The following is a 23,752-nucleotide window of genomic DNA, read 5'->3' as shown; positions in this document are numbered from 1 at the left end:
TAGACTACATAGAGCCATGACCTGAGGCGGGTCCGTCAGCAGCACGGATGTTGCCCGCCAATTCCCTGAGGAGCCCACACCTTGACGCACGCCATCTTGAGTCCACCGGACCGCAACCCCGGTGCCAGATGGTTCTGGTGGCCGCTGCTCGTCCTCTTCGTGCTGAGCTCCGGCTGGGCGCTGGCGTCGCCGATCTCATCGATCCCCGACGAACCCGCCCACATCGTCAAGGCTGCCGCCGTGGTCCGCGGTGAACTGGTCGGCGCCCAGACGGGCGAGGGCGGTCCGCTCCTGGCCGTCCAGGTTCCCCGTTATATTGAGCACACGAACCAGATCACGTGCTTTGTGCGAAATGTCGCAGCCACGCCGAAATGCTCGCCGGCCATCCCCGGGGACCCCACCGAAATAGTCTCGGGGCTGACCACCGCGGGCCTGTACAACCCCGTCTACTACGCCGCTGTCGGCTGGCCTTCGCTGCTGACCAGCGGTTTCAAAGCCGTCTATGGCATGCGGCTCGTGAGCGCCCTCCTGACGAGCATCTTCCTGGCACTGGCGTTTTCCGCCTTGTCCCGCCTGCCGCGCAACAAATGGGCCATCATGGCCCTGGCCGCCGCCGTCACCCCGATGACTCTCTTCCTGAGCGGCTCCGTCAACCCGAACAGCCTGGAATACGGAACAACGGCAGCCATCGCGGCGAATCTGCTGCTCCTCCTGAAGGGGTCCCTGCAGGGCCGCGCCCTCGTGGTGCCGGTGGTCGCCACGACGGTCGCGGCCGCGCTGCTCGCCAATACCAAGGCCCTCTCGCTGCTCTGGCTGCTTGTCGTCGTCGTCGCTGTCCTCATCCTCGGCACCGCAGCCGAACTCAAAGCCCTGCTGCGCCGGCCGGCGGTGTGGGCCGGAGCCGCGGTCATCGGCCTGTCATGCGCCTACGCGCTCTGGTGGGTCGCCAGCCACAACAGCCTCGCAAGCAAGCCCTTCGACGGCGCCGGGCTGGGCTTTGATGCCGGGGCTGAAATTATGCTCGACAAGACATTCCTCTTTATGCACGGCTACATCGGCCAGTTCGGCTGGCTCGAACTGGACGCCCCCACCGGTGTCATGGCGCTGTGGACCGCGGTCTTCTTCGCCACCGCACTCGCGGGAATCATCTACGGCAGGGGCCGCTACCGCATCGCCACCATCTTCCTCTCCGCGGCCCTGCTCCTGCTCCCCATCCTGCTGCAGGCGGTCATCATCACCGACCAGGGAATGGTCTGGCAGGGGCGCTACATCCTGGCGATCTTCGTTCCCTGCCTCATGCTCGCGGGGGTCGCGCTGGACAACGCGAATCCCCGGCCTTGGCCCGCGCCCGCGGTGCCTGCACTCAACACCCTCGTTGTCCTGCTCGCGCTGTGCCAGGTCCTGACCTTCGTCTGGGTCCTGCGGCGCTACGTGACCGGCCTGGCCATGGACATCCGGTGGGGCGACATGATCGGCAAACCGCAGTGGCAGCCCCCGCTGGGGACCCTGACGGTCGTTGCGGTATTTGTGGCCGGCACCGTTCTCGGCGCATTCCTCCTGCTGCGCCATGTCCGGGGCAACGCGGTATTCGCGGCGGCGGCCGCCCCGGCCGCGGCCCTGGCGGGGCCGTCCCTGCCGGCCGCTGGTTCCGGCCTGCCCGACGAGCCTGACCCTGCCTCCCCCGCACCCGGGAACGAACGCCTCGCCCCGGTCAGGACGGGCAAGCCATGAGCCGGACGACACCCTCGGACCCGGCAACGACGGACGAGCCCCAGGGGCTGCTGGGGAAGTTCTTCGGCCATAGTGCCATCCGCTACCTGATCGTGGGCGGGCTCTCCTTCGCCGTCGACTTTGGCCTCCTCGTCCTCCTGCGCGAGGTCTTCCACTGGGACGTCGGGATTGCCAGCGCCACCGCCTTCCTCACCAGCCTCGTGTTCAACTTCCTGTTGCAGCGCAAGTTCTCTTTCGAATCCACGCACCGCACGCATGTCAGCATGATCCGCTACGGATTGCTGGTGGTGGCCAACACCCTCGCCACGGTCCTCATTGTGCAGTTGGTGACACCAACGCCCCTCGGCTACATGGGCGGCAAGGTCATCTCCACCGCCGCCATGACCGTCTGGAACTACTTCCTTTACCAGCACTGGGTATTTGGCAGGAAGGCGGCCCACCACGGCGCCCATGAACACAAACACCTGCCCGCAGGGCCCGACGGCGCCCGGGCGGCGGTGCCGGACACGACGGTGCCGGACGCTTCAGCCGCGATGAAGCCCCCGGCGGACCCGGAACGGAAGCGGCCGGAGTCCAATTAGGAACAACGCCTTAACGGGAAGGCCCGGACTGGGATCCAGTCCGGGCCTTCCGCATTCCAATCGGCGCAGCGCTACGCAGGGTTGCGCAGGTAGTCCGACAGCCGCTGCGAGGCGTCGGCCGGGGCAAATCCCGTCGCCTTGATCTTGTCCAGCTCCAGGACGCTGTTGAGCGGCCGGGGCGCCGCTGTCTTTCCCCGGAAGTAGTCCTCGGTGGAGACGCCCGTGACATCACCGCGTGCCGCCCCCACCAGCTCAAAGACCTCCGCGGCGACATCCGCCCAGGACTGGGGCTCGCCGTCGTTGGTCAGGTTATAGGTGCCATAAGGGGCTCTGACCTTCAGGAGGTGCCTGATGCCGGCGGCAAGGTCCTCGGCAAACGTCAGCCTGCCCACCTGGTCATCGACCACCGTCGGGCTGACCCCCTTGGCCGCCAGCGCGGCCATGGTGCGGACAAAGTTGCTGCCTTCGCCAATGACCCAGCTGGTGCGGACGATGTAGTGGCTGGGGACCACACTGACGGCGGCGTCCCCTGCGGCCTTCGTCTGGCCGTAGACCCCCAGCGGTGCCGGCCCCTCATCCTCGCTGTGGCTCTTCAGGGAGCCGTCAAAAACGTAATCGCTGGAGACGTGCACCAGCACCAGCCCGTAGCGGGCCGAAACCTTGGACAGCTCGGCGACGGCCGTGACGTTGAGGGCCCACGCCGTGCGGCGGCCTTCCTCCGTTTCCGCCTCGTCCACCGCGGTGTAGGCCGCCGCGTTGATGATGGCGGAGTACCGCCGCCAGTTCCGGCCGGAAAAAGACGCCGGATCGGCCACATCGAATTCACTCCGGTCAGCGAACTCCACGCTCGTATCGCCGGCGTAGGCGGCCCGCAGTGCCTTGCCCAGTTGACCGCCGGCCCCCAGCACCAGGGTGCGCCGCGGCGGCATCGGGACGACGTCCGCCAGCCGGGGGTGGGCCTTGTCCTTCTCGGAGAGCTCGGCCTGGTCCAGGGGAATGGGCCAGGGAATGGCGACGGTCTCATCCGCGAGGTTCAGGAAGGTGTATTCCGCATCCGCGGACCAGTGGTCGTTGACCAGGTAGACGTAGGAGGTGTCATCTTCCAGGGTCTGGTAGGAGTTCGCGACGCCGCGCGGAATGTAGATCGCCTTGCCCGCATCCAGCTCGGCGGTGAAGACCGTGCCGAAGCTCGGGCCTTCCCGCAGGTCCACCCAGGCACCGAAGATCCGTCCGCTGGCCACCGAGACGAACTTGTCCCAGGGCTCGGCATGGATGCCCCGGGTGGTGCCGGCCTTGTCGTTGAAGGAGATGTTGTTCTGGACCGGCCCGAAATCGGGCAGACCGGCGGCCAGCATCCGTTCGCGCTGCCAGTTCTCTTTGAACCAGCCGCGGTTGTCGCCGTGGACCGGAAGGTCGAGAAGGAGGACCCCCGGGATGGGGGTCTCCGTGACGGAGAGCTTTTTCTGAAACTCCATCCCTACTGGCCCTGCTCCTTGTACTTGGCTTCCGTGGCGGCCTTCTGCGGCCGCCACCAGTCCTCATTGGCCCGGTACCAGGCAATGGTGTCCTCAATGCCGGCGTCGAAGTTCGAGAACTGCGGGCTCCAGCCCAGTTCGGTGCGGAGCTTGGTGGAGTCGATCGCGTAGCGCATGTCATGGCCGGGCCGGTCGATCACGTGGTCGTACGCGTCCCGCGGCTGGCCCATGTGCGCCAGGATCAGTTCCACGACCTCCTTGTTGTTCTTCTCCCCGTCAGCGCCGATCAGGTACGTTTCCCCGATCAGGCCCTTGTCGATGATCGCCAGCACGGCCGAGGAGTGGTCATTGGCGTGGATCCAGTCCCGGACGTTCTCGCCCTTGCCGTACAGCTTGGGGCGGATCCCGTCGATCACGTTGGTGATCTGGCGCGGAATGAACTTTTCCACGTGCTGGTACGGGCCGTAGTTGTTCGAGCAGTTGCTGATGGTCGCCTGGAGCCCGAAGGACCGGACCCAGGCCCGCACCAACAGGTCCGAACCGGCCTTGGTGGAGGAATACGGGCTCGAGGGGTTGTACGGGGTGTTCTCGGTGAACCGCTCCGGATCATCCAGTTCCAGGTCGCCGTACACCTCGTCGGTCGAGATGTGGTGGAAGCGCTTGTTGTGCTTCCGGGCCGCCTCGATCAGGGTGTACGTGCCGATGATGTTGGTGTCCAGGAACGGACGCGGGTCCTGCAGCGAGTTGTCATTGTGTGACTCCGCGGCGTAATGCACCACCACGTCGTGGGCCGCCACGAGCTCATCCACCAGCTGCTGGTCGCAGATGTCGCCCTTGACGAACGCGAAACGGTCGGCCGGAAGATCCTTGAGCGACTCCAGGTTGCCTGCGTACGTGATCTTGTCGAGGACCGTCACGAAGTTGTCCGTGGTGGACATGACGTAGTGGACAAAATTGGAGCCGATGAAGCCGGCGCCGCCGGTTACTAGTAGTCGCTGCATAGTTTCAAAGGTTACCGGATTTGGCCGATGCACGAGTTAGCAGGAAAGATGGGCAGTATGCGCGGAATCATTTTGGCCGGCGGGACCGGCTCAAGGCTCCATCCGATTACACTCGGCGTCAGCAAACAGCTGATGCCGGTCTTCGACAAGCCGATGATCTACTACCCGCTCTCCACCCTGATCCTGGCCGGCATCCGGGACATCCTGATCATCACCACCCCGCACGACGCCGAGCAGTTCGAGCGCCTCCTGGGCGACGGCTCGCAGTTCGGTATCAGCCTCACGTACAAGCAGCAGCCCTCCCCCGACGGTCTCGCGCAGGCCTTCGTGCTCGGAGCCGAGCACATTGGCGACGAGCCCGTTGCCCTCGTTCTTGGTGACAACATTTTCTACGGACCGGGAATGGGCACCCAGCTGCGCCGTTTCGAGAACATCCAGGGCGGCGCCGTCTTCGGCTACTGGGTGTCAGACCCGAAGTCGTACGGTGTGGTGGAGTTCGATGCCAGCGGCAAGGCCATCTCGCTTGAGGAGAAGCCGGCGAAGCCCAAGAGCCACTACGCCGTGCCGGGCCTCTACTTCTACGACAACGACGTCGTCGAGATCGCCCGGAACCTCAAGCCGTCACCTCGCGGCGAGCTCGAGATCACCGATGTCAACCGGACCTATCTCGAACGCGAGAAGCTCCAGGTCGAGATCCTCCCCCGCGGCACTGCCTGGCTCGACACCGGAACGTTCAACGATCTCAATGACGCGTCCAACTTCGTCCGGACGACGGAGAACCGCCAGGGACTGAAGATCGGCGCCCCTGAAGAGATCTCCTGGCGCCTGGGCTTCCTCAGCGACGACGAGCTCCGCAAACGTGCCGAACCGCTGATGAAGAGCGGCTACGGAAGCTATCTCCTCGGGCTGCTGGAAAACGGTCGTTGATCCCGTCGCCAGCTCGGCGAGGTTCGGACCCTGACAGCGCAGCCGACGTATGTCGGGCTGACCGTGCGACCGGTGCCAGCAGCCGACGTCGGACGTTCTGGTGGGCACTCCTGGTCCTCATGGGCCTTTCCAGCGCCTGGACCGTTGCCACCCCGCTGATGGGGGCGCCGGACGAACCCGCCCACGTCATCAAGGCAGCTGCCGTGGTCCGCGGCGAGCTCACCGGCCGAGAAATGCCGGGCGGCGGCGCTTTCCAGCTTGTTACGGTGCCGGCCGGCATCGGCTATTACGACACCTTCGGCTGCTTCGCTCAGAAGATTGAAACAACGCCATCCTGCGTCCCGCCGTTCAGCGGCGACAAGAGCGCCCTTGTGGACGCCCGCACCTCTGCCGGCAACTACAACCCGCTCTACTACGCTGTTGTCGGGCTGCCGTCCCTCCTGAACAACGGCGCCGCCGCCGTATACGGGATGCGCCTCGTCAGCGCCCTGCTCAGCTGCCTGTTCCTCGCCTCTGCCTTCTCGGCGCTCTCCGCGCTGCGGCGCCGGAAATGGGCCATGGCCGCAACCGCCGCGGCGATGACACCGATGGTGCTGTTCCTGAACGGGGCCGTGAACCCGAATTCCCTGGAGTACGCCACCTCGGCCGCCCTGCTGGCCAACCTGGTGCTGCTGCTGGAGCGCTCCGCCGACCCGGGCGCGTACCGGCGCTTGGTGCCCGTCATCACAGCGGCGGCCTGCGTCCTGGCGAACACCAAAGGCCTGTCCCTGCTCTGGCTGACGCTGATGGCCATCACCGCAGGCGTTCTGGGCACGTGGCCGCAGATCAGGGCGTTGAGCCGCAACGTCTGGGTGTGGGCCGGGTCCGCGGCGATCGGGTTGTCCTGCGCCTTCGCGCTCTACTGGCTCACCCGGCATGACAGCCTTTCCAGCGCTCCGTTCGAAGCGGCGGGCTCCTCCCCGCTTACCGGTGCCGAGATAATGCTGGGCCGGACTCTTGTTTACGCCACGGGATACGTCGGACAGTTTGGCTGGCTGGAAGTACCCGCGCCGATGGGCACATTTGTGCTCTGGCTGGGGCTCAGTGCGGCACTCGTGATGGCCGCCGTCGTGCTGGCCAGGGGCCGCGGGCGGACCGCCACGATCTTCCTGCTCGCTGCCTTGCTGCTGCTTCCGCCGCTGCTCCAGGCCCAGGCTGTCGGGACGATCGGGATCGTCTGGCAGGGCCGGTACATTCTCGCGGTCTTCGTCCCGCTGCTGATGGTCTGCGGCATTGCGCTGGACCGGATGGATGCCCGCGGGTTCTCACCGCAGGCCGCGGCGATCCTCAGTGCCATGGCGGTCGTCCTGGCTGTCTACCACTTCTGGACCTTCGCGCATACTCTCCGGCGCTACGTGACCGGCTGGGCGGCCGACCGCCGCTGGTCCGAGATGATCACCGACCCGTCTTGGCAGCCCCCGGGCGGCACGCTGCTGTGCCTTGCCGGCTTCGCCGTGATGCTGGTCCTGACGCTGTGGCTGCTGCGCCGTGCCGTCCGCGCGGAGTGCCGGACGGACCTCACTGCCTGAATCGTCGCTGGCCGCACCGTTTCCTGACACTTCGGACGGTGGATCCGCCCTACCTCAGCGGACGGCGTAGACGTAGGCAGGCTTTCCCTGCCACTGGAGTTCCGAATCCAGGGTCAGGCACGCTGCTTCGAGCGGCCTCGAGGAGATGATCTTGTCGAGGTTCTGCCAGGCGCCTTTGAGCGTGCAGGGATCGATGCCGACCCCGACGGCGTCGAAGTCGTTCGTCTCGTAGGTCGTCGGCTGGCCGGGAGCCCAGGCGAAGAAGATGTAGCCGCCCCCGCGGTTCCACTTGCTGGCAAATTCCGAGGTGGGATCCAGCTTCTGCCACGCCGCCACGTCCGGGCCGGACCGCTGGAGTCCTGAGAGCGACGGCATCCCGTTGGCCAGCAGCAGGGTGTTCAGCGACGGGCTGTCAGCTGCCCAGAGCTTCCCCTCGGCCCTTGCCGCAGGCGCCTGGGCCGCCACGGCCTTGGCGGTGTCCGAGGCCCGCAGATCGCCCAGGCCGGCCAGCACCGGGTTGGCCCGTGCCACGGGCAGGGCTGCCAGGACGACGCAGAGCACCAGGGGCCACAGCCGCTGGGGGTATTTCGTCACGGCAGCGACCGCCACGCCCACCGCAGCCGACACCAGAAGAATGAGCATGGTCGACAGCGCCGGCAGATCCGATGCCTTCAGCAAGGACCCCGCGTACCCTGAGGCAAGGCCGCAGGCCGCGCCGGCCAGGAGCGGCACGCGCCACGTCACCGGCGGGGACCACCGGCTGAGCAGGAGGCCAACGAGGATCACCGCGAGCACGCCCACCACCTGGGCTGCCCGCGGCGGCGTGACAAGGTTCAGCAGCGGGAATTTCTGGCTCATGGGGCCAAGGTCCAGGCTGATCCAGACGATCCACATCGCGGACCACGTTCCGAACGTCCATTCGACGATGTTGTCCCGGAAGGTAAGCCGCCATTGTGCGGCCAGCAGGATGATGAGGATCCACACAAAGAACACGGTGAACGAGGATGACAATTCGCTCGCATTGATGCCGACCGGTTCGCTGTACTGCAGCGGCCCCAGGGCCGGAGCCCCGAGAATACGGCCCAGGGGCTGGGCATCCGACTCCACCCGCCGCGAACCCGGATAGACCGTGCTGAACAGGGCCTGGAGTCCTTCCCGGTTCTCAAACAACGTTCCAGCCCCAAAGACCACGGCAGTGCCGCCGGTGATGAGGACCGATTTCAGCCGGGGTGCCCAGCCGCCGCCGCGGAGCAGGATCCACAACGTCGAGCCGATCAGGACCGGAAGGCCGAGCAGCAGGGACCACGGCGCATAGAAACTGGGCAGGCCCGCGATCAGGATGCCCCCGAGGACCGCCATGCCGGCCGGGGCCAGCCGCTGCCCCTTCCCGAAGCGCCGGAAGGCGGCGATCATGAGCACGCAGCCGCCGAGGGTGTAGGCGATCAGCGCGACGGGCATCAGGGACCACCACGCGCTCGACGGCGACAGCACGATCAGGATCGCGGCGAACCAACCGAACCGGCGGGTGCGGCCGAGCTGGTGGAACCAGGTCGGCATGGCCAGCAGCAGGATCAGCGACGGGAGCCACCAGTGCGCGGCGAAGAGCATCTGCTCGGGAATGACCGCCGCGGCACGGAGCATGGTCGAGTCGAAAAAGACGAATTGCTCGAAGAAACCGTCGGTCGGGAACCGGTGCACCAGGTCGGCCCGCGCGGCGAGCGGGCTGAGGCTCGGCGCGCCGTGGGTTGCCAGGATGGAGATGACAATGGCCGAGAAGGCGTGGATCTCATCGGAGCGGATCGGCCGGGACTTGCCGAACTGCCAGCCCAGCGGGTTGGCGGGATCCTGCCGAAGTTCTGAAATGCCAACATTGGAAGTCGTGATGCCGAACAGCACGAGGGCCAGGAAGACCAGCACCGTGATCAGGCGCGCCAGACGGTCATTGACACAAACCCAGCGGTGGAAGCTGCGGCCCGCATCGGCAACAGGCGTGGGAAATCGCATTTTCAACTAAGTTCCTCCATGCGCTCCGCACCATCGCGCGCACGTCCATCCGGACGTGCCGCTGGGAGGCTGATAGTCAGATTAATCCTGGCGATCAATCAGTGGGCCGCTGCGGCTGCCATTCTGTCGCCGACGGAGCGGCCGGCGCATTCCGGCCCGCATCGCCGGCGGCCAACGACAGGGCCTCCACCTTACGTTCGAGCTCTTCAAGCCGGACGCGCCCAATGGCGGCTTCCTCGGACAGGGTGCGCGCTTCCTCTTCAAGCACGGACACCTCCCACGAGAGGTGCAGGGCGACGCCGGTCAGGAAGATGATGCCCATGGCAAAGAGCAGGTTGGACGGCACCTGCACGCCGAGCAGGGCCGTGACCCCCCGCAGCATGCCGGGGATCGCCGTAAGCACAAGGCATGCGATGCCGACCAGCAGCCACAAAAAGGCGTACTTTTCCCGCAGGCCCTTGCCGCGCAGCAGGAACACGACGCTGCCCAGGACAAGCAAGGAGAAGATGAGGGCTGCAATGCTTTCCACGGTCAGATGTCGCTCTCGTGAGGTGTGTGGGCTTTGCCCCGGGTCATGGCGAACAGCAGTGCCAGCAGTGACCTGACCAGGTAGATCGCCGACTTCGCCGGGTTGTGGCTGGGCTGGCCGCCCTGACGGGGCCGCATTTCGACTCCGGTCTGGGAAACGACGCACCCTGAGCGGATCGCCACAACGAGCGAGTCTATTGTGTCGCCCAGGTACTCGGCGGGGTAGTGCTTGAGGTACTGGGAAATCGCGCGGACGTTGCCGGCGCGGAACCCTGAGGTCACATCCGTCAACTCTGTGCCGGCGATCCGGGAAATCACGGCAGCGAGCAAGCGCATTGCCCATTTCCTGGGGCCGCTGACCGTGTACTGCCCCTTGTCCGCGAACCGGGCCCCGATCGAAATGTCTGAATGCTCCAGGCCGGCAATCACCGACGGGATGTCCTTGGGGTCGTGCTGCCCGTCCGCGTCCACCTGCACGACGGCGTCGTAGCCCATCCGGTGCGCGTACTTGAACCCCGCCCGCATCGCGCCGCCCACACCGAGGTTGAAAGGCAGCCGCAGGACATGCGCACCCGCGGCCTCGGCAAGTTCCGGGGTGCCGTCTTCGGAACCGTCGTCGACGACGAGAACGTCGTAGTTCCGTCCGAGGTCGATGACCTCCCGGACGGTGTTGGCAATGCAGTCCCGTTCGTTCCACGCCGGCATGATCACCAAGACCCTGGTCGCGGCTGGAAAACGCACTTTGCTCCCGACATCTGTCATGTTGCTACTTCGTCCCCTCATGTACTGTTTCCGGCTTCCCTGACGGATCCCGGCGTGAACGCCGCATGGCCACCAGGCTCCAGCCCAGCATTCCTGCAACGGCGACGGCCCAGACGGGAATGCCGATCCGCCAGCCGGGCGGCTCGAAGCTGACGGTGATGAGCTTGCCCTGGGCATCTGACGGGATCTCCAGGCCGAGGAGGTACCCGCCCACGGGACGCTTCATCAATTCTGCCCCATCCACGGAGTAGCCCGGCCAGGGCAGCCGGCTGAGGGCAGCACGGCCGCCACCTGCAGGCACTTCATCGACCCTCAGCACGATTTTCGTGTCGTCCCTGGAGACCTCGGTCAGGCGGGTGCCGGGCTGGCTCCAGCTCACGCCGCCGGCCGGGCCAAGAGGTACGTCCCGGCTCCACAGCACGGTTCCATCGGTCTCTGCGGCAACGTGCCAGCCGGCAGGAACCGGGGGGATCTCCAGTCCTTCTTTCCGCGAGACGTAGTTGTTGGACGCCATGGCGACCTGCGGCCGGTTGAACGATTCCTTAAGGATCTGCACATTGTCGATGTGCATCTCGTCAACGAGCATCAGCCCCGTTTCGGCACGGCGGTGGAAGAGCCGCTCCGCCAACTCCGGGCAGGTGCCGCCCAAATAGCGCAGGCACAGGAGTTCGTTGAACTTCGAGAAACCCACCAGCTGGTAGCGGTTCATCACGCTGGCGTCGCTCAGGTACCAGGCGTTGGCCATGAGGGTCTGCTCCCACGTGACCTTCTCCTGCGGGTAGTCCAGGGCGTCGCCGACAACCAGGACGTCGTTCTGGACCCCCTTGAGCACTCCCTTGTAGGTGGAGACATCTGCCGGCTGGTTGGCGATGGAGAGGCCGCTCTTGGCGGACGTCCGGTGCTGCAGCAGGGTGGTGGCGGTTGTGGCCAGCATCACCCCGATGGCGATCAGTGACAGGGCGCTCAGGCCGAATTTGTTCCAGCGGTGCGATTGCGCTTCGGGATGGTTCAGGAGCCACCACAGGGCCGTGAGCGCTGCCGCGACGAGGACGGCTGCAACAAAAATCGTGAAATATCGCGAAGGCACCTGTGCCCAGCCAAGGTACGATCCGAGCACGACGAGGCCGAGTGCGAAAAACAGCGAAGGGCGCCCGATGTGCGGCCGCCGTGCGCGTGCGAGGGCCACGATCACCAGGAGCACCGCCCCGGTTGCCACATACGGCATGAACCGCGCGGGATACCGAAGGGGCCCGATCGTCGTCGGCAGCAGGACGAAGGCGACGGCGGCGGCCAGGAAGAAGAAGAGGTCGCGCAGTTCGGGGGTCAGCTTCTTGAAACGGCTCCAGCTCACGAAAGCGATCGCCGGCAGGAACCACGCGATGTACGCTGCGGGGCTGGTGGCGCCCGTCCCGGGCCACCACCAGGAGAGAAGCTGGGGATACGCGGTGGCGATCGGTGCCATCAGCAGGCTGTTGAAATCGATGCTCATGTAATCGTCGTTTGAAATGCCGGTGGTTCCACGCGTCGTCACCGCCGCGGTCAGCACGCCGGGCAGGAACACAACGACCGCCACGAGGCCCATCGAAACGCCGGTCACCGCGATGCGGATGGCCGGGCGCCACGCCTTGCGGATCAGCGCCTCAATCCCAACGGCCAGCAAAACGAATCCGATCGCCACAGTGCCGGCCACATAGCCGACGGTGACGATGAGGTACCCGGTGATGAAAGCCCAGAACGGGTTCCTCTTCCCGGCCATCAGTTGCCGCAGTTCGGCCCAGAGAAAGGGGAAGATGGCCCACACGAGTGCCCCTGTCACCCACGAGGGTGCATCGAAGTACATCGTGAAACCGTTCAGCGGCACGGCAATGCCGGCGATGAAGGCCCATTCCGGGGACAGCGAATAGCTCCGGGCCAGGACGAAGGTCCCCATCCCGGCCACAACCAGCATGATGACCTTCAGGACAGTGGTCAGGACCACGGTGTTCGGGCTGAGGTACGCCAGGACGCCGAAAAGCATGACCAAAGGGTTCCAGGTGCCCCACTGTCCCTCAGCAATGTAATTCCCGCTCGACCAGACTGCCGGGTTGAGGACCGGAACCTTCCCCTGGAAAAGGCTTTCACCAAGGTGGTACCAGACCCCGTAGGCGCCGTTTTCGGTGTCGTCCTGGAAATAGAAGCGGCCGTAGAATATAAGCGGAATGAGGCTCAGCACCAACACTGATCCGGCGGTCAGCAAAAGCCATTTCCTGTTGCGCGGCGATGACGATAGGGAAGGCTGCAATTCACGATCCGTTCAGTTTGGGCATGCGTCCACCGCAGGACGGCGCGCGAGGGACAGATTCATATTACCCGAGTGGACTTTCCCGCGGCCCAAACAACGGCCCCGGCACGGCGCGGACCGGCCCCACCGGAGAGCCCCTGCGACAACGGTGATGGCAGGAGCCGGTAGAATCTCCTGATATGACACTCGCTCAACCAGAGACCAACTCGACGCCCCACCGCATATCCGTGGTCATCCCCGTATACCAGGGCGAGAAGACTCTGGTCGGAGTGGTCAATGAACTTCTCCCGTATCGGGAAGTGTCAACCACCAAGGGCGGCCACGATTACGTGATCTCGGAAGTCCTGCTGGTCTTCGATCACGGGCCCGACAATTCCGCCGCCGTTATCCGGTCCCTCACAAGCTCCATTGACATCGTCCGTGGCGTCTGGCTGAGCCGGAACTTCGGGCAGCACGCTGCCACCCTGGCCGGAATGGCCTCCGCCGGCGGCGACTGGGTCGTCACCATGGATGAGGACGGCCAGCATGATCCCGCGGCCATCGCGGATCTGCTCGACACCGCCATGGCCGAGAACGCTTCCGTCACGTACGCGATGCCCAGCAACCCTGCCCCGCATGGCTTCCTCCGGAACATGGCGTCCAAGAGCGCCAAGCGCACGGTTCGCTTCCTGCTCTCCAGCGACGATGCCACGAGCTACCAGAGCTTCCGCCTGGTGACCGGCGAAGTTGCACGCTCCGTGGCCGCCTATGCCGGCCACGGCGTCTACCTCGACGTCGCCATGGGCTGGATTGCCGACAAGACGGCGACCTGCCCGGTGATGCTGCGCGAGGAGGGCGACCGCCGCTCGGGTTACCGCCTGCGCTCGTTGCTCTCCCATTTCTGGCGCATGGTGATCTCCAGCGGCACACGGGGGCTTCGCATGGTCAGCCTGGTCGGAGCGGTCTTCGCGCTCGCGGGCATCGGACTCGCCATCTACTTCGTAATCGCGTACCTGACCGGCCACGGAGCCGGACAGCAGGGCTGGACGTCGACCATGGTGGTGCTGCTTGTCAGCACCGGGGCCATCCTTTTTGCCCTGGGGGTCATCGCGGAATACGTGGGCGTGAACGTCAACATGGCCATGGGCAAGCCCGCATATCTCATTGTGAGCGATCCGGCTTTGGGCCCGCTCGGCAAGACCGTGCACAAGGCGCCGGCCACGTTGCCCTCCGGCCCGGTGGCTGATGCAGGCTAGGCCCACTTGGGTGGTCGGCGCCGGTGGACTCCTCGGCAAGGCCGTCGTCAGAGAACTCCAATCCCGCGGTGTCCCTGTGCTGACCAGCACAATCCCCTGGTCCGATCCGGAGTCTGCGCTCGAAGCTTTCCGGGCGGGTGCCGAACGTCTCCGTGAAGCTGCTGCTTCAGGGCCGTGGACGATTTCCTGGTGCGCAGGAGCCGGTGTGACCGGAACCTCGCCCGAGGCCCTCGAAGCGGAGCTCTCCCTGTTCGCCCAGGCCCTTGAAGTGTTCGAGGAAATACTCTGCGACGCCGGCGGGCAGAACGGGGCGATGTTCCTGGCGTCCTCCGCCGGCGGGGTGTATGCCGGGTCCAGCACGCCTCCCTTCACCGAGCACAGCCCGGTGCAGCCCCTGGCACCCTACGGCTTCGCTAAACTCCGGGCCGAAGCAACGGTCGCCGACTTCGCGCGGCGCACCGGGGTCCGGACCCTTGTTGGCAGGGTCAGCAACCTGTACGGCCCGGGCCAGAATCTGCGGAAGCCGCAGGGACTTATCTCGGTGTTCGCCAAGGCGCACCTGACGGGCGCGCCGGTATCGGTCTATGTGTCACTTGACACACTGCGGGACTATCTTTTCGTCGACGACGCGAGCCGGCTGGTCGCGGACGGGGTGGACCGCCTGGTGCTCCCCGACGTCCACCCGGGCGAGACAGTCGTCAAGATCCTGGCCTCGCAGCGGGCCGACACCATCGGCAACCTCATCGGGGCCTGCCGTGCGATCTTCAAGCGCCGCCCGCTGATCATTCTGGGCGCCTCCCCGTTCGCGAAGGCCCAGGCGCATGACCTTCGGCTGAAATCCGTCGTCTGGCCGGAGCTTGACGCGCATCCAGTGACGCCGCTGGCGGTCGGGATCAACAACACGGTCCAGGAGGTCCAGCGCCTGGCCCTCTCGGGTCAACTCTGACCCTGCCCGAAACTGCTCCCCGACGCCCTGCCGGAGCTGCCCGTTGTGACGGCGTTGCCGCTCTTCGGTAGTCTAGGGTGTGTCTTTGCCGGTTTTTCGGCCCCAAGAGTCCAAGGAATAGGTGCGTCCCATGAAGCAGCCCGAATCGCCCAAGGAGGCTGTTCCCGAGGATGCTGTCAAGGGTATCCACAATGGTCCTCCCGGTCCCCTGCTGCGGATCGTCAAGGACCAACGTGTGGCCTTTGTGCTGGTCGGCGGCGCCAACACAGCATTCAGCACGGGCCTCTTCATAGCGATTGCGTGGCTGAACCCCGGGCTGCCCTCGCCCGTGGTGCTGAGTATCGCCTTCGTCGTGTCCCTTGTCGCGGTGTTCTTCGTCTACCGGAAGCTTGTCTTCCGGGTCAAAGGCCACTTCTGGCTGGACCTGGGCCGGTTCACCCTGGTCAACCTGACGATGTTCTTCACGAACATGGCGCTGCTGCTGGTGGCCCACGAGGTCCTCGGGTATCCCCAGATTCCGTCCCAAATCGCCATCACCTGCGTGACGGTCATCATCAACTACTTCGGCCACAAGCATTTCTCATTCCGCCGGAGCCCTGAATCCGTGTCCCCCAAAAAAGCCACCGAGGAAAGCACAACATGAGCCCCAAAGTCTCGATCGTCATTCCGGCGTACAACAATGTCCAGTACATCGAAGAGACCCTCCAGTCTGTGCTGAATCAGACCTTCGATGATTACGAGGTGGTCATTGCCGACCATTCGTCGATCGACGGCACGGATGAAGTGATTGCCCGTTTCGCGGACAATCCCAAGGTCCGGGTCCTGACGCCCACGCCGACCGGCGGCGGTGCGCAGGCCAACTGGAACCGCGTCAGCCAGGCGGCTACCGGGGAATACCTCAAGCTGGTCTGCGGCGACGACCTGATCACCCCCAACGCGCTCGAGCTCCAGGTCAAAGCGCTCGAAGACAACCCGGGGGCCGTGATGGTTTCGTCCCGCCGCGATCTCGTCGACGCCAATGGCGGGCTGTTCCTGAAAGGCCGCGGGCTGCAGGGCGTGGACGGCCGGGTCAGCGGACGTCAGGCGATTCGTGCCACCGTCCTCGCCGGATCCAACATCTTTGGCGAGCCTGCCTGCTCGCTGTTCAAACGCGAGCTGCTGGCCAAGGAAGGCTGGTGGGACAACTCGCACCCCTATCTCATCGACGAAGCGACCCTGGTGCGCATCTGCCGCCACGGCGACTTCGTGGCGCTGCGGGAGACGCTGGCGTCCTTCCGGATCAGTGCAAGCCAGTGGAGCGTGCGGCTGGCCCGCCAGCAGTCCGACCAGGCCATTGCCTTCCACAACCAGCTCCGAAAAGACGATCCGTCGCTGCTGAGCCGGCTCGATGTGGTGGTCGGAAATGCCAAGGCCATCGCCATGTCGTATGCCCGGCGCCTCGCCTACGTCCGGCTGAACCGGCGGATGGGTCATCAGCACGCCGTGCAGAGCACGGTCTAAGGAGTCCGTCCGGGCCGCACCGGGCGGCCAGGGCGTCAGGTAAAAGCACTTCGGGGACGTATCACCTTGTGATACGTCCCCGAAGTGCTTTTAGCCGAAAGCCGTTACCCGACGTGCCCTGGGCGCAGCAGCCCTGCCGCCGTGCGGAGGCCGCTGGCTAGCTGGGTGCTCCTTTTGCGGGAACTGGCTCTGCTGCGGGAACAGCCACTTCTGCGGACCCCGTCCGCGTGCGGCGCCTCCGCCTGCGGTGCAGGACCAGTTCCGCGATACTCCACACCGCCGTGACCCCTACCGCCAGGATGATGGAGCCGACGACCACGGGCCATCCGGGCGGCTCAAAGTGCACCGTGACGGTTCTTCCCGCCGAGCCGGCGGGGATGTCCAGTTCGAGTAGGTAGCCGCGGAGCGGCGCCGCGAGAACCGCCCCCTTGGTGCTGTATCCCGGCCACGCCAGCCGGCTGAGCACTGCCTTTCCCGGCGCGTCGCCCATCCGGTCCACGCGGATCACAACCTCCTGGCTGCTTTCCGAGACCAGTGAAAGGGCTGTTCCCTCTGACGCCCAGACAAGCTGGCCGGTATTCAGCAGGGGTTGGTCCCGGACCCACACGACCGAGTCCGCGGACCTGCCTGCCTCGTGCCAGCCGTTCGGAGCGGCGCCGTTAAAGGCCGCGCCGGCCCCGGGGTCCGGATCGCGAAGGATCTGGACCGTGTCGATGGACAGCAGGTCGGCCAGGACCTTGCCGGTCGTAGCGTCCGTCTCGAAGAGCTTCCCGGCAGCCGCCGGACAGGTCCAGCCGTGGCTTGAGATACACAGATCCTCGGCATACTTGGCGAACATGATGGGCGAATACAGGTTCTGGACTTCGGCGGAATTCAAATACCAGGCGTTCGATGCCAGCGTCTCGTTCCAGATCTCCGGTCCCAGCCTGGTGGGATCGCCCACAATGAACGTGCCGCCCTTTGCTTCGGGGAGCTGGCGGGAGTAACTGCCCGGGGTATCCGGCATCCGGTAGTCGGGCAGCGGCGAGGACTTGAAGGCCACGTGCTGCCCCGCGGCAATGACCATGCTGACGAGCACCACACCGCAGGCCAAAACCACCGGCCCCTTGAACCCGGGCCGCAGGCGGGGGGAATACAGAAAGAAGAGCAGGCCCGCGATTCCCCCGACCGCCAGCACCCCGAAGAGCGCCGCCATTCGGAAGGACGGGAACTGGCTCCAGGCGAGGTACAGTCCGGACAGCACAATCGCCGCCGTCATGATCACGCGGCCGCGGCTCAGGACGGGGACCCTGAAACGGGAGACCATCACCGCCAGCACCAGCAGGACAGCCAGGGAGACGTACGGCATGATCCTGATGGGGAAGCGCAGCGGCCCCAGATCACTCGGCGCCAACGTCAGGGCCAGGGACAGCAGCCCCACCACCCAGAGCGCTGTCAGCTCCCTGCTGGCTGCCTTCACCTTGGCGTAGTCCACGACCGCAAGGACCGGGAGAAACCACGCCACGTAGAGCAGGGGCACGGTCGCGAACCCGCCCCACCACCCGGTGACCTGCGGCAGGCTGCCCGGCACCCAGGCGGTAAACAGTCCGGTCAGGTCCGGCGTCAGAAAGCCGCTGTTGGCGATTCCGCCGGAGCGTGCCGTCACGGGGGCGGTGAGGACGCCGGGGAGGTACACCGCCGTCGCGATGAGCCCGCACACCAGGCCGGCGAGGAGCAAGCGCAGGACAGCCCTGCGGCCGGCGTGCAGCCATGCCTCCAGCAGCAGGCCGGCAAAGACGATGACCAGCATGAGTGTCCCGTGGACGTACCCGATGGTTATCAGCACATAGGCCGGGGCCAGCGCGATAAACGGGTTGCCTTCCGCAAACGCCATCCGTCGCAGTCCGTACCAGGTGAGGGGCAGGAGGCTGAACACCATGAGTCCGGTGACCCAGGATGCTGCGTCGATATACACGGTGAATCCGGTCAGGGTTACCGCGACTCCGGCGATGGACGCCCATTCCGGCCTGGCCTTGTAGCTCCGGGCCAGCAGAAACGTGCCAGCCGCCAGGACGCAGAGGAAGGTGATCTTCAGGACCGTCGAAAAGACGACAATGTTGGCCGAGCGGCTCGCCACCCAGCCGATCAGGAGAATGAGCGGATTCCAAATCCCCCATTGCCCTTCGGCGGCGTAGTTGCCGGCCCCCCAGGCACTGTCGCTGAAGAGCGGCCACTCCCCTGCGCTGAGTTTGGTGCCAATTTCGAACCAGATGCCGAACGCCCCGGCCTGGGTATCGTCGTAGTAGTAGAACCTGTTGTTGGTGACCAGCGGAATCAACGAGCCGAGGAAAGCGGCGACCACCGTTGCACTCAGCCACGCGAGATCGCTGCGCTTACGCAAGAGATTCACAAACTGTCCTCGGATTCCGCGTGCGCCGACCGCCGCCGCAGCTCCGCCACGACAGCGTGCACCTCCCCGTCCATGACGACTTCCCCGTGTTCGAGCAAGACTCCCCGCTCACAGACGGTGGCGACCAGGTCCAGGTCATGGCTCACGACAAACAAGGTCTTCCCCATTTCCGAGAGTTCTTTGATCTTCGCGATGCACTTGCGCTGGAAGGGCTCGTCCCCCACCGCGAGGATTTCGTCGATCAGGAAGACCTCCGGGTCCGTGTGCACGGCGATGGAAAACGCCAGCCGCAGGTACATGCCGGAGGAATAGAACTTGACCTCGGTGTCGATGAACTCGCCGATTTCGGAGAATTCCACGATCGAGTCGAACTTCTCGTCGATCTGTTTCTCGGTCATGCCAAGGATGGCGCCGTTGAGGTAGACGTTGTCCCGGCCGCTGAGGTCGTGGTGGAAGCCTGCGCCGACTTCAATGAGCCCGGCGACGCGGCCGCGCGTGCGCACCGTGCCGCCGTCGGGCTGCAGGACCCCGGAGATGAGCTTCAGGAGGGTCGATTTCCCGGAACCGTTGAGCCCCATGAGCGCCACTGTCTCACCCTGCTTGACCTCCAGGGAGACATCCTTGAGGGCCAGGAACTTCTTCGAGAGGTCCCCTTTGCGGCCCTTGACCAGCCAGACCAGGGCTTCCTTGAGGGAACGGGTGTGGCGCAGGACGAACTGCTTCCGGAGGTCGATGCAGCTGATCGCTACATGGCCGTGCGAGGTCATGTCAGAGCTCCTGTGCGAAGTGGACGGCGAGCCGGCGGAACGTCAACTGCCCGAGGAACAGCACAGCGAGGGTGACCAGCAGGGCAACGGGCAGCCAGAGCGTCAGCATTCCCGGGGGCGTGGCGTCGTTGACCAGCTGGCCGCCTTTGAGCGTCGGTTCCCAGAAGGCCCAGTGGAAGACCTCGACGGCGACCGTCATCGGGTTCAGCTGGTAGATCCAGAACCATTCGCCCATCACTTTTTGGACCATCGACCAGAGGTAGAGCACCGGGGAGGCCCAGGTGACCACCATGACGATCATGTCCACGATGTTTTCGGAGTCCCGGAAATAGACATTGACGGCGCCGAACAGCAGCCCGAGGCCCGTGCCCAGGACCGCGACCATCACGAAGATCAGGATCACCGCGGCCAGCTGAAGGACCGACGGCGTCCATCCCACCACCAGGCAGGCGCCGACAAGCACCAGCAGCTGGGGCAGGAAGTGTGCCGCGGAAACCCAGACCGTGGCCACCGGGAAGAGCTCGCGGGGCAGGTAAATCTTCCGGATCAGGTCCCTGTTGTCCACGATCGAGCGGGTGGCGTTGGACAGCGACTCCGTGAAGAAGTTCACCAGCACAATGCCGGAGAACAGGTAGATCGCATAGTTTGGCGTCCCCCGTTGGAGGTTCAGGAAGATGCCCAGCGCCACGAAGTAGATGAGGAACTGCACCAGCGGCTTCACGTAAGACCACATCAGGCCCAGCACCGAGCCGCGGTAGCGGACCTTGATTTCCTTGCGCACCAGCAGCTTCAGGAGGAACCGGTCACCGTAAACATCCAGGAGCCCGTGCCCGCTTCCGGGCCTAACCAGCTGGTCGGTCTGACCTGCCATTTAGTCGCCGTCCTTGGAGTTCGCCTCGAACGTCTTTTTCCAGGCATCGAAGGAGCTGATCTCCGCGACGGCGGACCGGTACTGCTGGGCGAGTTTGTCCCAGTCCCGGAACAGCTTCGCATGCAGCATGGCCGTTTCCGTCAGCATCGATTTGAGCTTCTTCGGGTCGCGCTGGTACCAGGATGCACCCGTGCCTTCGGCGTTGGACACCACAACACTGTCGTAGTGGGCCACCCGGTACCAGCGGTTGTCCCGGTGTGCCAGATAGCCCTGGGGCCGCTCGGCACTTTCCGGGCCGGGCGCTTTGATCAGCTGGCGCGCCACCGTCTTGATGCCCCACGGGATGAGCTGCTTCTTGCTGGGCAGCCCCACCACGGTCCCGCCCATCGGTCCGCGGCCGATCTTGGGCGCCGGGAAATCATCGACGTCCTCCTTCAGCTGGGCGTCCGGGTAGTCGGCCTTGAGGGCGTTGATTTCCGGCAGCTTGGTGCCGAGCACCTTGTGGAGGTCGTCGGGGCCCTTCAGGAGGTCGCGCAGCGCGTCGATATGTCCGTGCTCGGTGAAGTACTGCATCGACACCAGATGCTTGACGTCGGACTGGAAAGATTCGCGCAGCACCCGGCCGCCCTTGGGGTACGGGCTGTGGATCAGCGTAGTGATCAGCCGGTTCCGCGCGTGGAAGTAGGCCTGCCAGCCGACGAGGTCGTCCTTGTCGATCCACGACACGTGCCAGACGGCAGCGCCGGGCATAGAGACCGTGGCGAAGCCGGCTTCCCGTGCGCGCAGTCCATATTCAGCGTCGTCCCACTTGATGAACAGCGGCAGTGACAGCCCGATTTCCCGGATCACCTTTGTGGGGATCAGGCACATCCACCAGCCGTTGTAGTCCACGTCCACGCGGCGGTGCAGCCACGGCGTCTGGCGCAGGTTGGCGACACTGAAATCGTGCCGGGTCTCCATATCTGCGTGCGGCAGGGCGGGCACGATCCGGTAGGGGTCCACAACCTCGCCGAAGGTGTGCAGGACGCTGCGGTTGTAGAGGTCGAACATGTGGCCGCCGACGATCGTCGGCTTGCGGCAATGGTCGGCGAACGTGACCAGGCGCACGATGCTTTCGGGTTCCACAACAATGTCGTCGTCCAGGAGCAGGGCGTAGTCGCTGCCGTTCTCGACGGCCTCGTACATGCCGCGGGCAAAGCCGCCGGATCCCCCAAGGTTGGCCTGGTTGATGACCCGGAGCTTGCCGCCCAGGGCGTCACGCACAGCCGCGAAACCCTCCTGGTCCTCGACTTTCTGCGTACCCTGGTCCACGATCAGGATTTCCTTGACGTTTTCAAGGACGTCCGGGTTTTCCGCCAGGATGCGGGCGTTGTTCAGGCAGAAGTCAGGCTTGTTCATGGTCGTGATTTCGAGGGTGACCTGCCCCTTGGGGCCGCCGGTGGCCGCGCTCTCCCACTGGGCACTCTCGAGCACCAGTCCGTCCGCACTGGCGGCGAGATCAAACCAGTACCACCCGCCGTCGCCAAACGGCTTCAGTGACAGCTCGAACACCGAGGTGGCGTCGCCGTCGACGTGGACGCCGTCGACGCGCTGGACGGAGCCGCGGGCATTCGACTTGTACACGGTGACCGTGCCGGTGCCGCTTGTCCGGACGACCAGCCGGATGTCCCGGACCGAAGTCCAGCGCCGCCAGTAGCTCGCGGCAAACGCGTTGAAATAGGTGCCGAAAGAAATCTGCTCACCGGACCGGACGCGCATTGAATGCCGGGTGAGGAGATCTTCGAAGTGCGCCTGCTGGCTGCCGGAGCTGAACATCTGCAGCTTGTCTTCGGGAAGCTTGGGCGTCCGGGCGAGCTCGTCGTTCTCGCGCAACCGGATGCCGCTGGCCGTCCCAGCGTCCGCGTACAGCGACACCGTGTCCGGCTGGTCCGCCGAGGGCAGGATGACGCGCTGGATCGTGTCCCAAGCTGTGGTTCCTTCAGCGGCACTCATGCGTCCACTCCTCCGCTTTCCAGGGTTGCGCCGCTTTCGAAGTGCGGGCGAATTTTGTTCTCGAACATGGTCAGGGCAGAGCCGATGGCCATGTGCATGTCCAAGTACTTGTAGGTGCCAAGGCGTCCGCCGAAGAGGACGTCCTTCTCGGCCGCCGCCAGGTCACGGTACTTGAGCAGCCGCTCACGGTCCGCGGCGGTGTTGATCGGGTAGTAGGGCTCGTCGCCCTTTTCGGCTGCCCGCGAGAATTCCCGCATGATGACGGTTTTGTCCGTCTGGTAGTCCCGCTCCGGATGGAAGTGGCGCGGTTCGATGATCCGCGTGTAGGCGACGTCGGCGTCGTTGTAGTTGACCACCGACGTGCCCTGGAAATCACCGACGTCGAGCACTTCCTCCTCGAAGTCGATGGTGCGCCAGGAGAGGTCGCCCTCGGCGAAGTCGAAGTAGCGGTCGACGGGCCCGGTGTAGACCACGGGGACGGTGCCGACGACCTTGTCCTTGCTGTATTCCTGCGACTCGTCGAAGAAGTCGGTGTTGAGCCGGATCTCGATGTTCGGGTGGTCCGCCATCTTCTCGATCCAGGCGGTGTAGCCGTTCGTCGGCAGGCCCTCGAAGGTGTCGTTGAAGTACCGGTTGTCGTAGTTGTAGCGCACCGGGAGGCGGGAAATGATCCCTGCGGGGAGGTCCTTGGGATCCGTTTGCCACTGCTTGCCGGTGTAGTGCTTGATGAACGCCTCGTACAGCGGCCGGCCAATGAGCTGGATGCCCTTGTCGTTGAGGTTCTGCGGATCGGTGCCGGCGAGCTCCCCGGCCTGTTCCTTGATCAGATCCTTCGCCTGTCCCGGGGTCAGGTTCGCGCGGAAGAACTGGTTGATCGTGGCCAGGTTGATTGGCAGGGAGTACACCTCGCCTTTGTGGACTCCGTACACCTTGTGCACGTAGTTGGTGAATGTCGTGAACCGGTTCACGTATTCCCAGACGCGCTCGTTGGACGTGTGGAAGAGGTGCGCCCCGTAGCGGTGCACCTCGATGCCGGTCTGCTCTTCCTTTTCGCTGTACGCGTTGCCGCCGATGTGATGGCGGCGGTCGATGACGACGACCTTCAAGCCCAGCTCTGTGGCGGCCTGTTCTGCGATTGTCAGGCCGAAAAAGCCCGACCCTACGATGACGAGGTCAGCGGTCACAAACTCTCCT

19 protein-coding genes are annotated in these 23,752 nt (G+C 65.1%); 8 read left to right on the top strand and 11 right to left on the bottom strand.

What is annotated here, in order from left to right:
- Nucleotides 1–81 precede the first annotated feature (81 nt).
- Entirely contained in the window at nucleotides 82–1,731 is a 1,650-nt protein-coding gene (locus AC1MFL_RS15585) for a DUF2142 domain-containing protein (RefSeq protein ID WP_479810900.1), read from the top strand.
- Entirely contained in the window at nucleotides 1,728–2,312 is a 585-nt protein-coding gene (locus tag AC1MFL_RS15580; protein ID WP_479810898.1) for a GtrA family protein, read from the top strand. The genes AC1MFL_RS15585 and AC1MFL_RS15580 overlap by 4 nt, the downstream gene beginning before the upstream one ends.
- Before the next feature lie 71 nt (nucleotides 2,313–2,383).
- Here the strand turns inward: AC1MFL_RS15580 and AC1MFL_RS15575 are convergent, their stop codons facing one another.
- Nucleotides 2,384–3,787, bottom strand: coding sequence for a sugar nucleotide-binding protein (locus AC1MFL_RS15575; RefSeq protein WP_479810896.1), 1,404 nt, complete (start codon nucleotides 3,785–3,787; stop codon nucleotides 2,384–2,386).
- A 2-nt stretch (nucleotides 3,788–3,789) separates the two neighbouring features.
- Complete coding sequence (rfbB, locus tag AC1MFL_RS15570; RefSeq protein ID WP_479810894.1) at nucleotides 3,790–4,788, bottom strand: dTDP-glucose 4,6-dehydratase; 999 nt, start codon at nucleotides 4,786–4,788, stop codon at nucleotides 3,790–3,792.
- 57 nt (nucleotides 4,789–4,845) lie between these two features.
- Between rfbB and rfbA the strand changes: the two genes are divergently transcribed.
- Both rfbA and AC1MFL_RS15560 read left to right on the top strand, forming a co-directional pair.
- Complete coding sequence (rfbA, locus tag AC1MFL_RS15565) at nucleotides 4,846–5,715, top strand: glucose-1-phosphate thymidylyltransferase RfbA (RefSeq protein ID WP_479810892.1); 870 nt, start codon at nucleotides 4,846–4,848, stop codon at nucleotides 5,713–5,715.
- A gap of 119 nt (nucleotides 5,716–5,834) precedes the next feature.
- A complete protein-coding gene (locus AC1MFL_RS15560) occupies nucleotides 5,835–7,283 on the top strand; it encodes a DUF2142 domain-containing protein (protein WP_479810890.1) in 1,449 nt (482 codons plus the stop codon).
- Nucleotides 7,284–7,337: 54 nt separating this feature from the next.
- On the opposite strand, the gene AC1MFL_RS15555 is transcribed toward AC1MFL_RS15560, so the two are convergent.
- From AC1MFL_RS15555 to AC1MFL_RS15540, 4 genes are all read right to left on the bottom strand, one after another.
- A complete protein-coding gene (locus AC1MFL_RS15555; protein WP_479810888.1) occupies nucleotides 7,338–9,287 on the bottom strand; it encodes a DUF7657 domain-containing protein in 1,950 nt (649 codons plus the stop codon).
- Between the two features lie 94 nt (nucleotides 9,288–9,381).
- Nucleotides 9,382–9,816: a DUF2304 domain-containing protein gene (locus AC1MFL_RS15550; protein WP_479810886.1), complete on the bottom strand. Its 435-nt coding sequence runs from the start codon at nucleotides 9,814–9,816 to the stop codon at nucleotides 9,382–9,384.
- Nucleotides 9,817–9,818: 2 nt separating this feature from the next.
- Nucleotides 9,819–10,520: a glycosyltransferase family 2 protein gene (locus AC1MFL_RS15545; protein WP_479815509.1), complete on the bottom strand. Its 702-nt coding sequence runs from the start codon at nucleotides 10,518–10,520 to the stop codon at nucleotides 9,819–9,821.
- A 61-nt stretch (nucleotides 10,521–10,581) separates the two neighbouring features.
- Entirely contained in the window at nucleotides 10,582–12,813 is a 2,232-nt protein-coding gene (locus AC1MFL_RS15540; protein WP_479810884.1) for a hypothetical protein, read from the bottom strand.
- A gap of 224 nt (nucleotides 12,814–13,037) precedes the next feature.
- Between AC1MFL_RS15540 and AC1MFL_RS15535 the strand changes: the two genes are divergently transcribed.
- From AC1MFL_RS15535 to AC1MFL_RS15520, 4 genes are all read left to right on the top strand, one after another.
- Nucleotides 13,038–14,093, top strand: a complete 1,056-nt coding sequence (locus AC1MFL_RS15535; RefSeq protein ID WP_479810882.1) for a glycosyltransferase — start codon at nucleotides 13,038–13,040, stop codon at nucleotides 14,091–14,093.
- Entirely contained in the window at nucleotides 14,083–15,039 is a 957-nt protein-coding gene (locus AC1MFL_RS15530) for an NAD-dependent epimerase/dehydratase family protein (protein ID WP_479810880.1), read from the top strand. Before AC1MFL_RS15535 ends, AC1MFL_RS15530 begins: the two co-directional genes overlap by 11 nt.
- 130 nt (nucleotides 15,040–15,169) lie before the next feature.
- Nucleotides 15,170–15,682, top strand: coding sequence for a GtrA family protein (locus tag AC1MFL_RS15525; protein ID WP_479810878.1), 513 nt, complete (start codon nucleotides 15,170–15,172; stop codon nucleotides 15,680–15,682).
- The gene (locus AC1MFL_RS15520) at nucleotides 15,679–16,539 is read left to right on the top strand and encodes a glycosyltransferase family 2 protein (RefSeq protein ID WP_479810876.1); all 861 of its coding nucleotides are present in this window, start codon (nucleotides 15,679–15,681) and stop codon (nucleotides 16,537–16,539) included. The genes AC1MFL_RS15525 and AC1MFL_RS15520 overlap by 4 nt, the downstream gene beginning before the upstream one ends.
- A 157-nt stretch (nucleotides 16,540–16,696) precedes the next feature.
- Here AC1MFL_RS15520 and AC1MFL_RS15515 read toward each other — a convergent pair whose 3' ends face one another.
- The 5 genes from AC1MFL_RS15515 to glf are packed head-to-tail and all read right to left on the bottom strand — an operon-like array spanning nucleotide 16,697 to nucleotide 23,742.
- Complete coding sequence (locus AC1MFL_RS15515) at nucleotides 16,697–18,928, bottom strand: glycosyltransferase family protein (protein ID WP_479810875.1); 2,232 nt, start codon at nucleotides 18,926–18,928, stop codon at nucleotides 16,697–16,699.
- Entirely contained in the window at nucleotides 18,925–19,695 is a 771-nt protein-coding gene (locus tag AC1MFL_RS15510; protein ID WP_479810873.1) for an ABC transporter ATP-binding protein, read from the bottom strand. Before AC1MFL_RS15510 ends, AC1MFL_RS15515 begins: the two co-directional genes overlap by 4 nt.
- 1 nt (nucleotide 19,696) lies before the next feature.
- On the bottom strand, nucleotides 19,697–20,566 hold the full coding sequence (locus AC1MFL_RS15505; protein WP_479810871.1) for an ABC transporter permease: 870 nt from the start codon (nucleotides 20,564–20,566) through the stop codon (nucleotides 19,697–19,699).
- Nucleotides 20,567–22,558, bottom strand: a complete 1,992-nt coding sequence (locus AC1MFL_RS15500; RefSeq protein WP_479810869.1) for a glycosyltransferase — start codon at nucleotides 22,556–22,558, stop codon at nucleotides 20,567–20,569. It lies immediately after the preceding gene.
- The gene (gene glf, locus AC1MFL_RS15495; protein ID WP_479815507.1) at nucleotides 22,555–23,742 is read right to left on the bottom strand and encodes a UDP-galactopyranose mutase; all 1,188 of its coding nucleotides are present in this window, start codon (nucleotides 23,740–23,742) and stop codon (nucleotides 22,555–22,557) included. Before glf ends, AC1MFL_RS15500 begins: the two co-directional genes overlap by 4 nt.
- Nucleotides 23,743–23,752: the final 10 nt, after the last annotated feature.

This window comes from Arthrobacter sp. BG3 (genome assembly GCF_056680185.1).
This window is presented reverse-complemented; position numbering and strand designations above follow the sequence as displayed.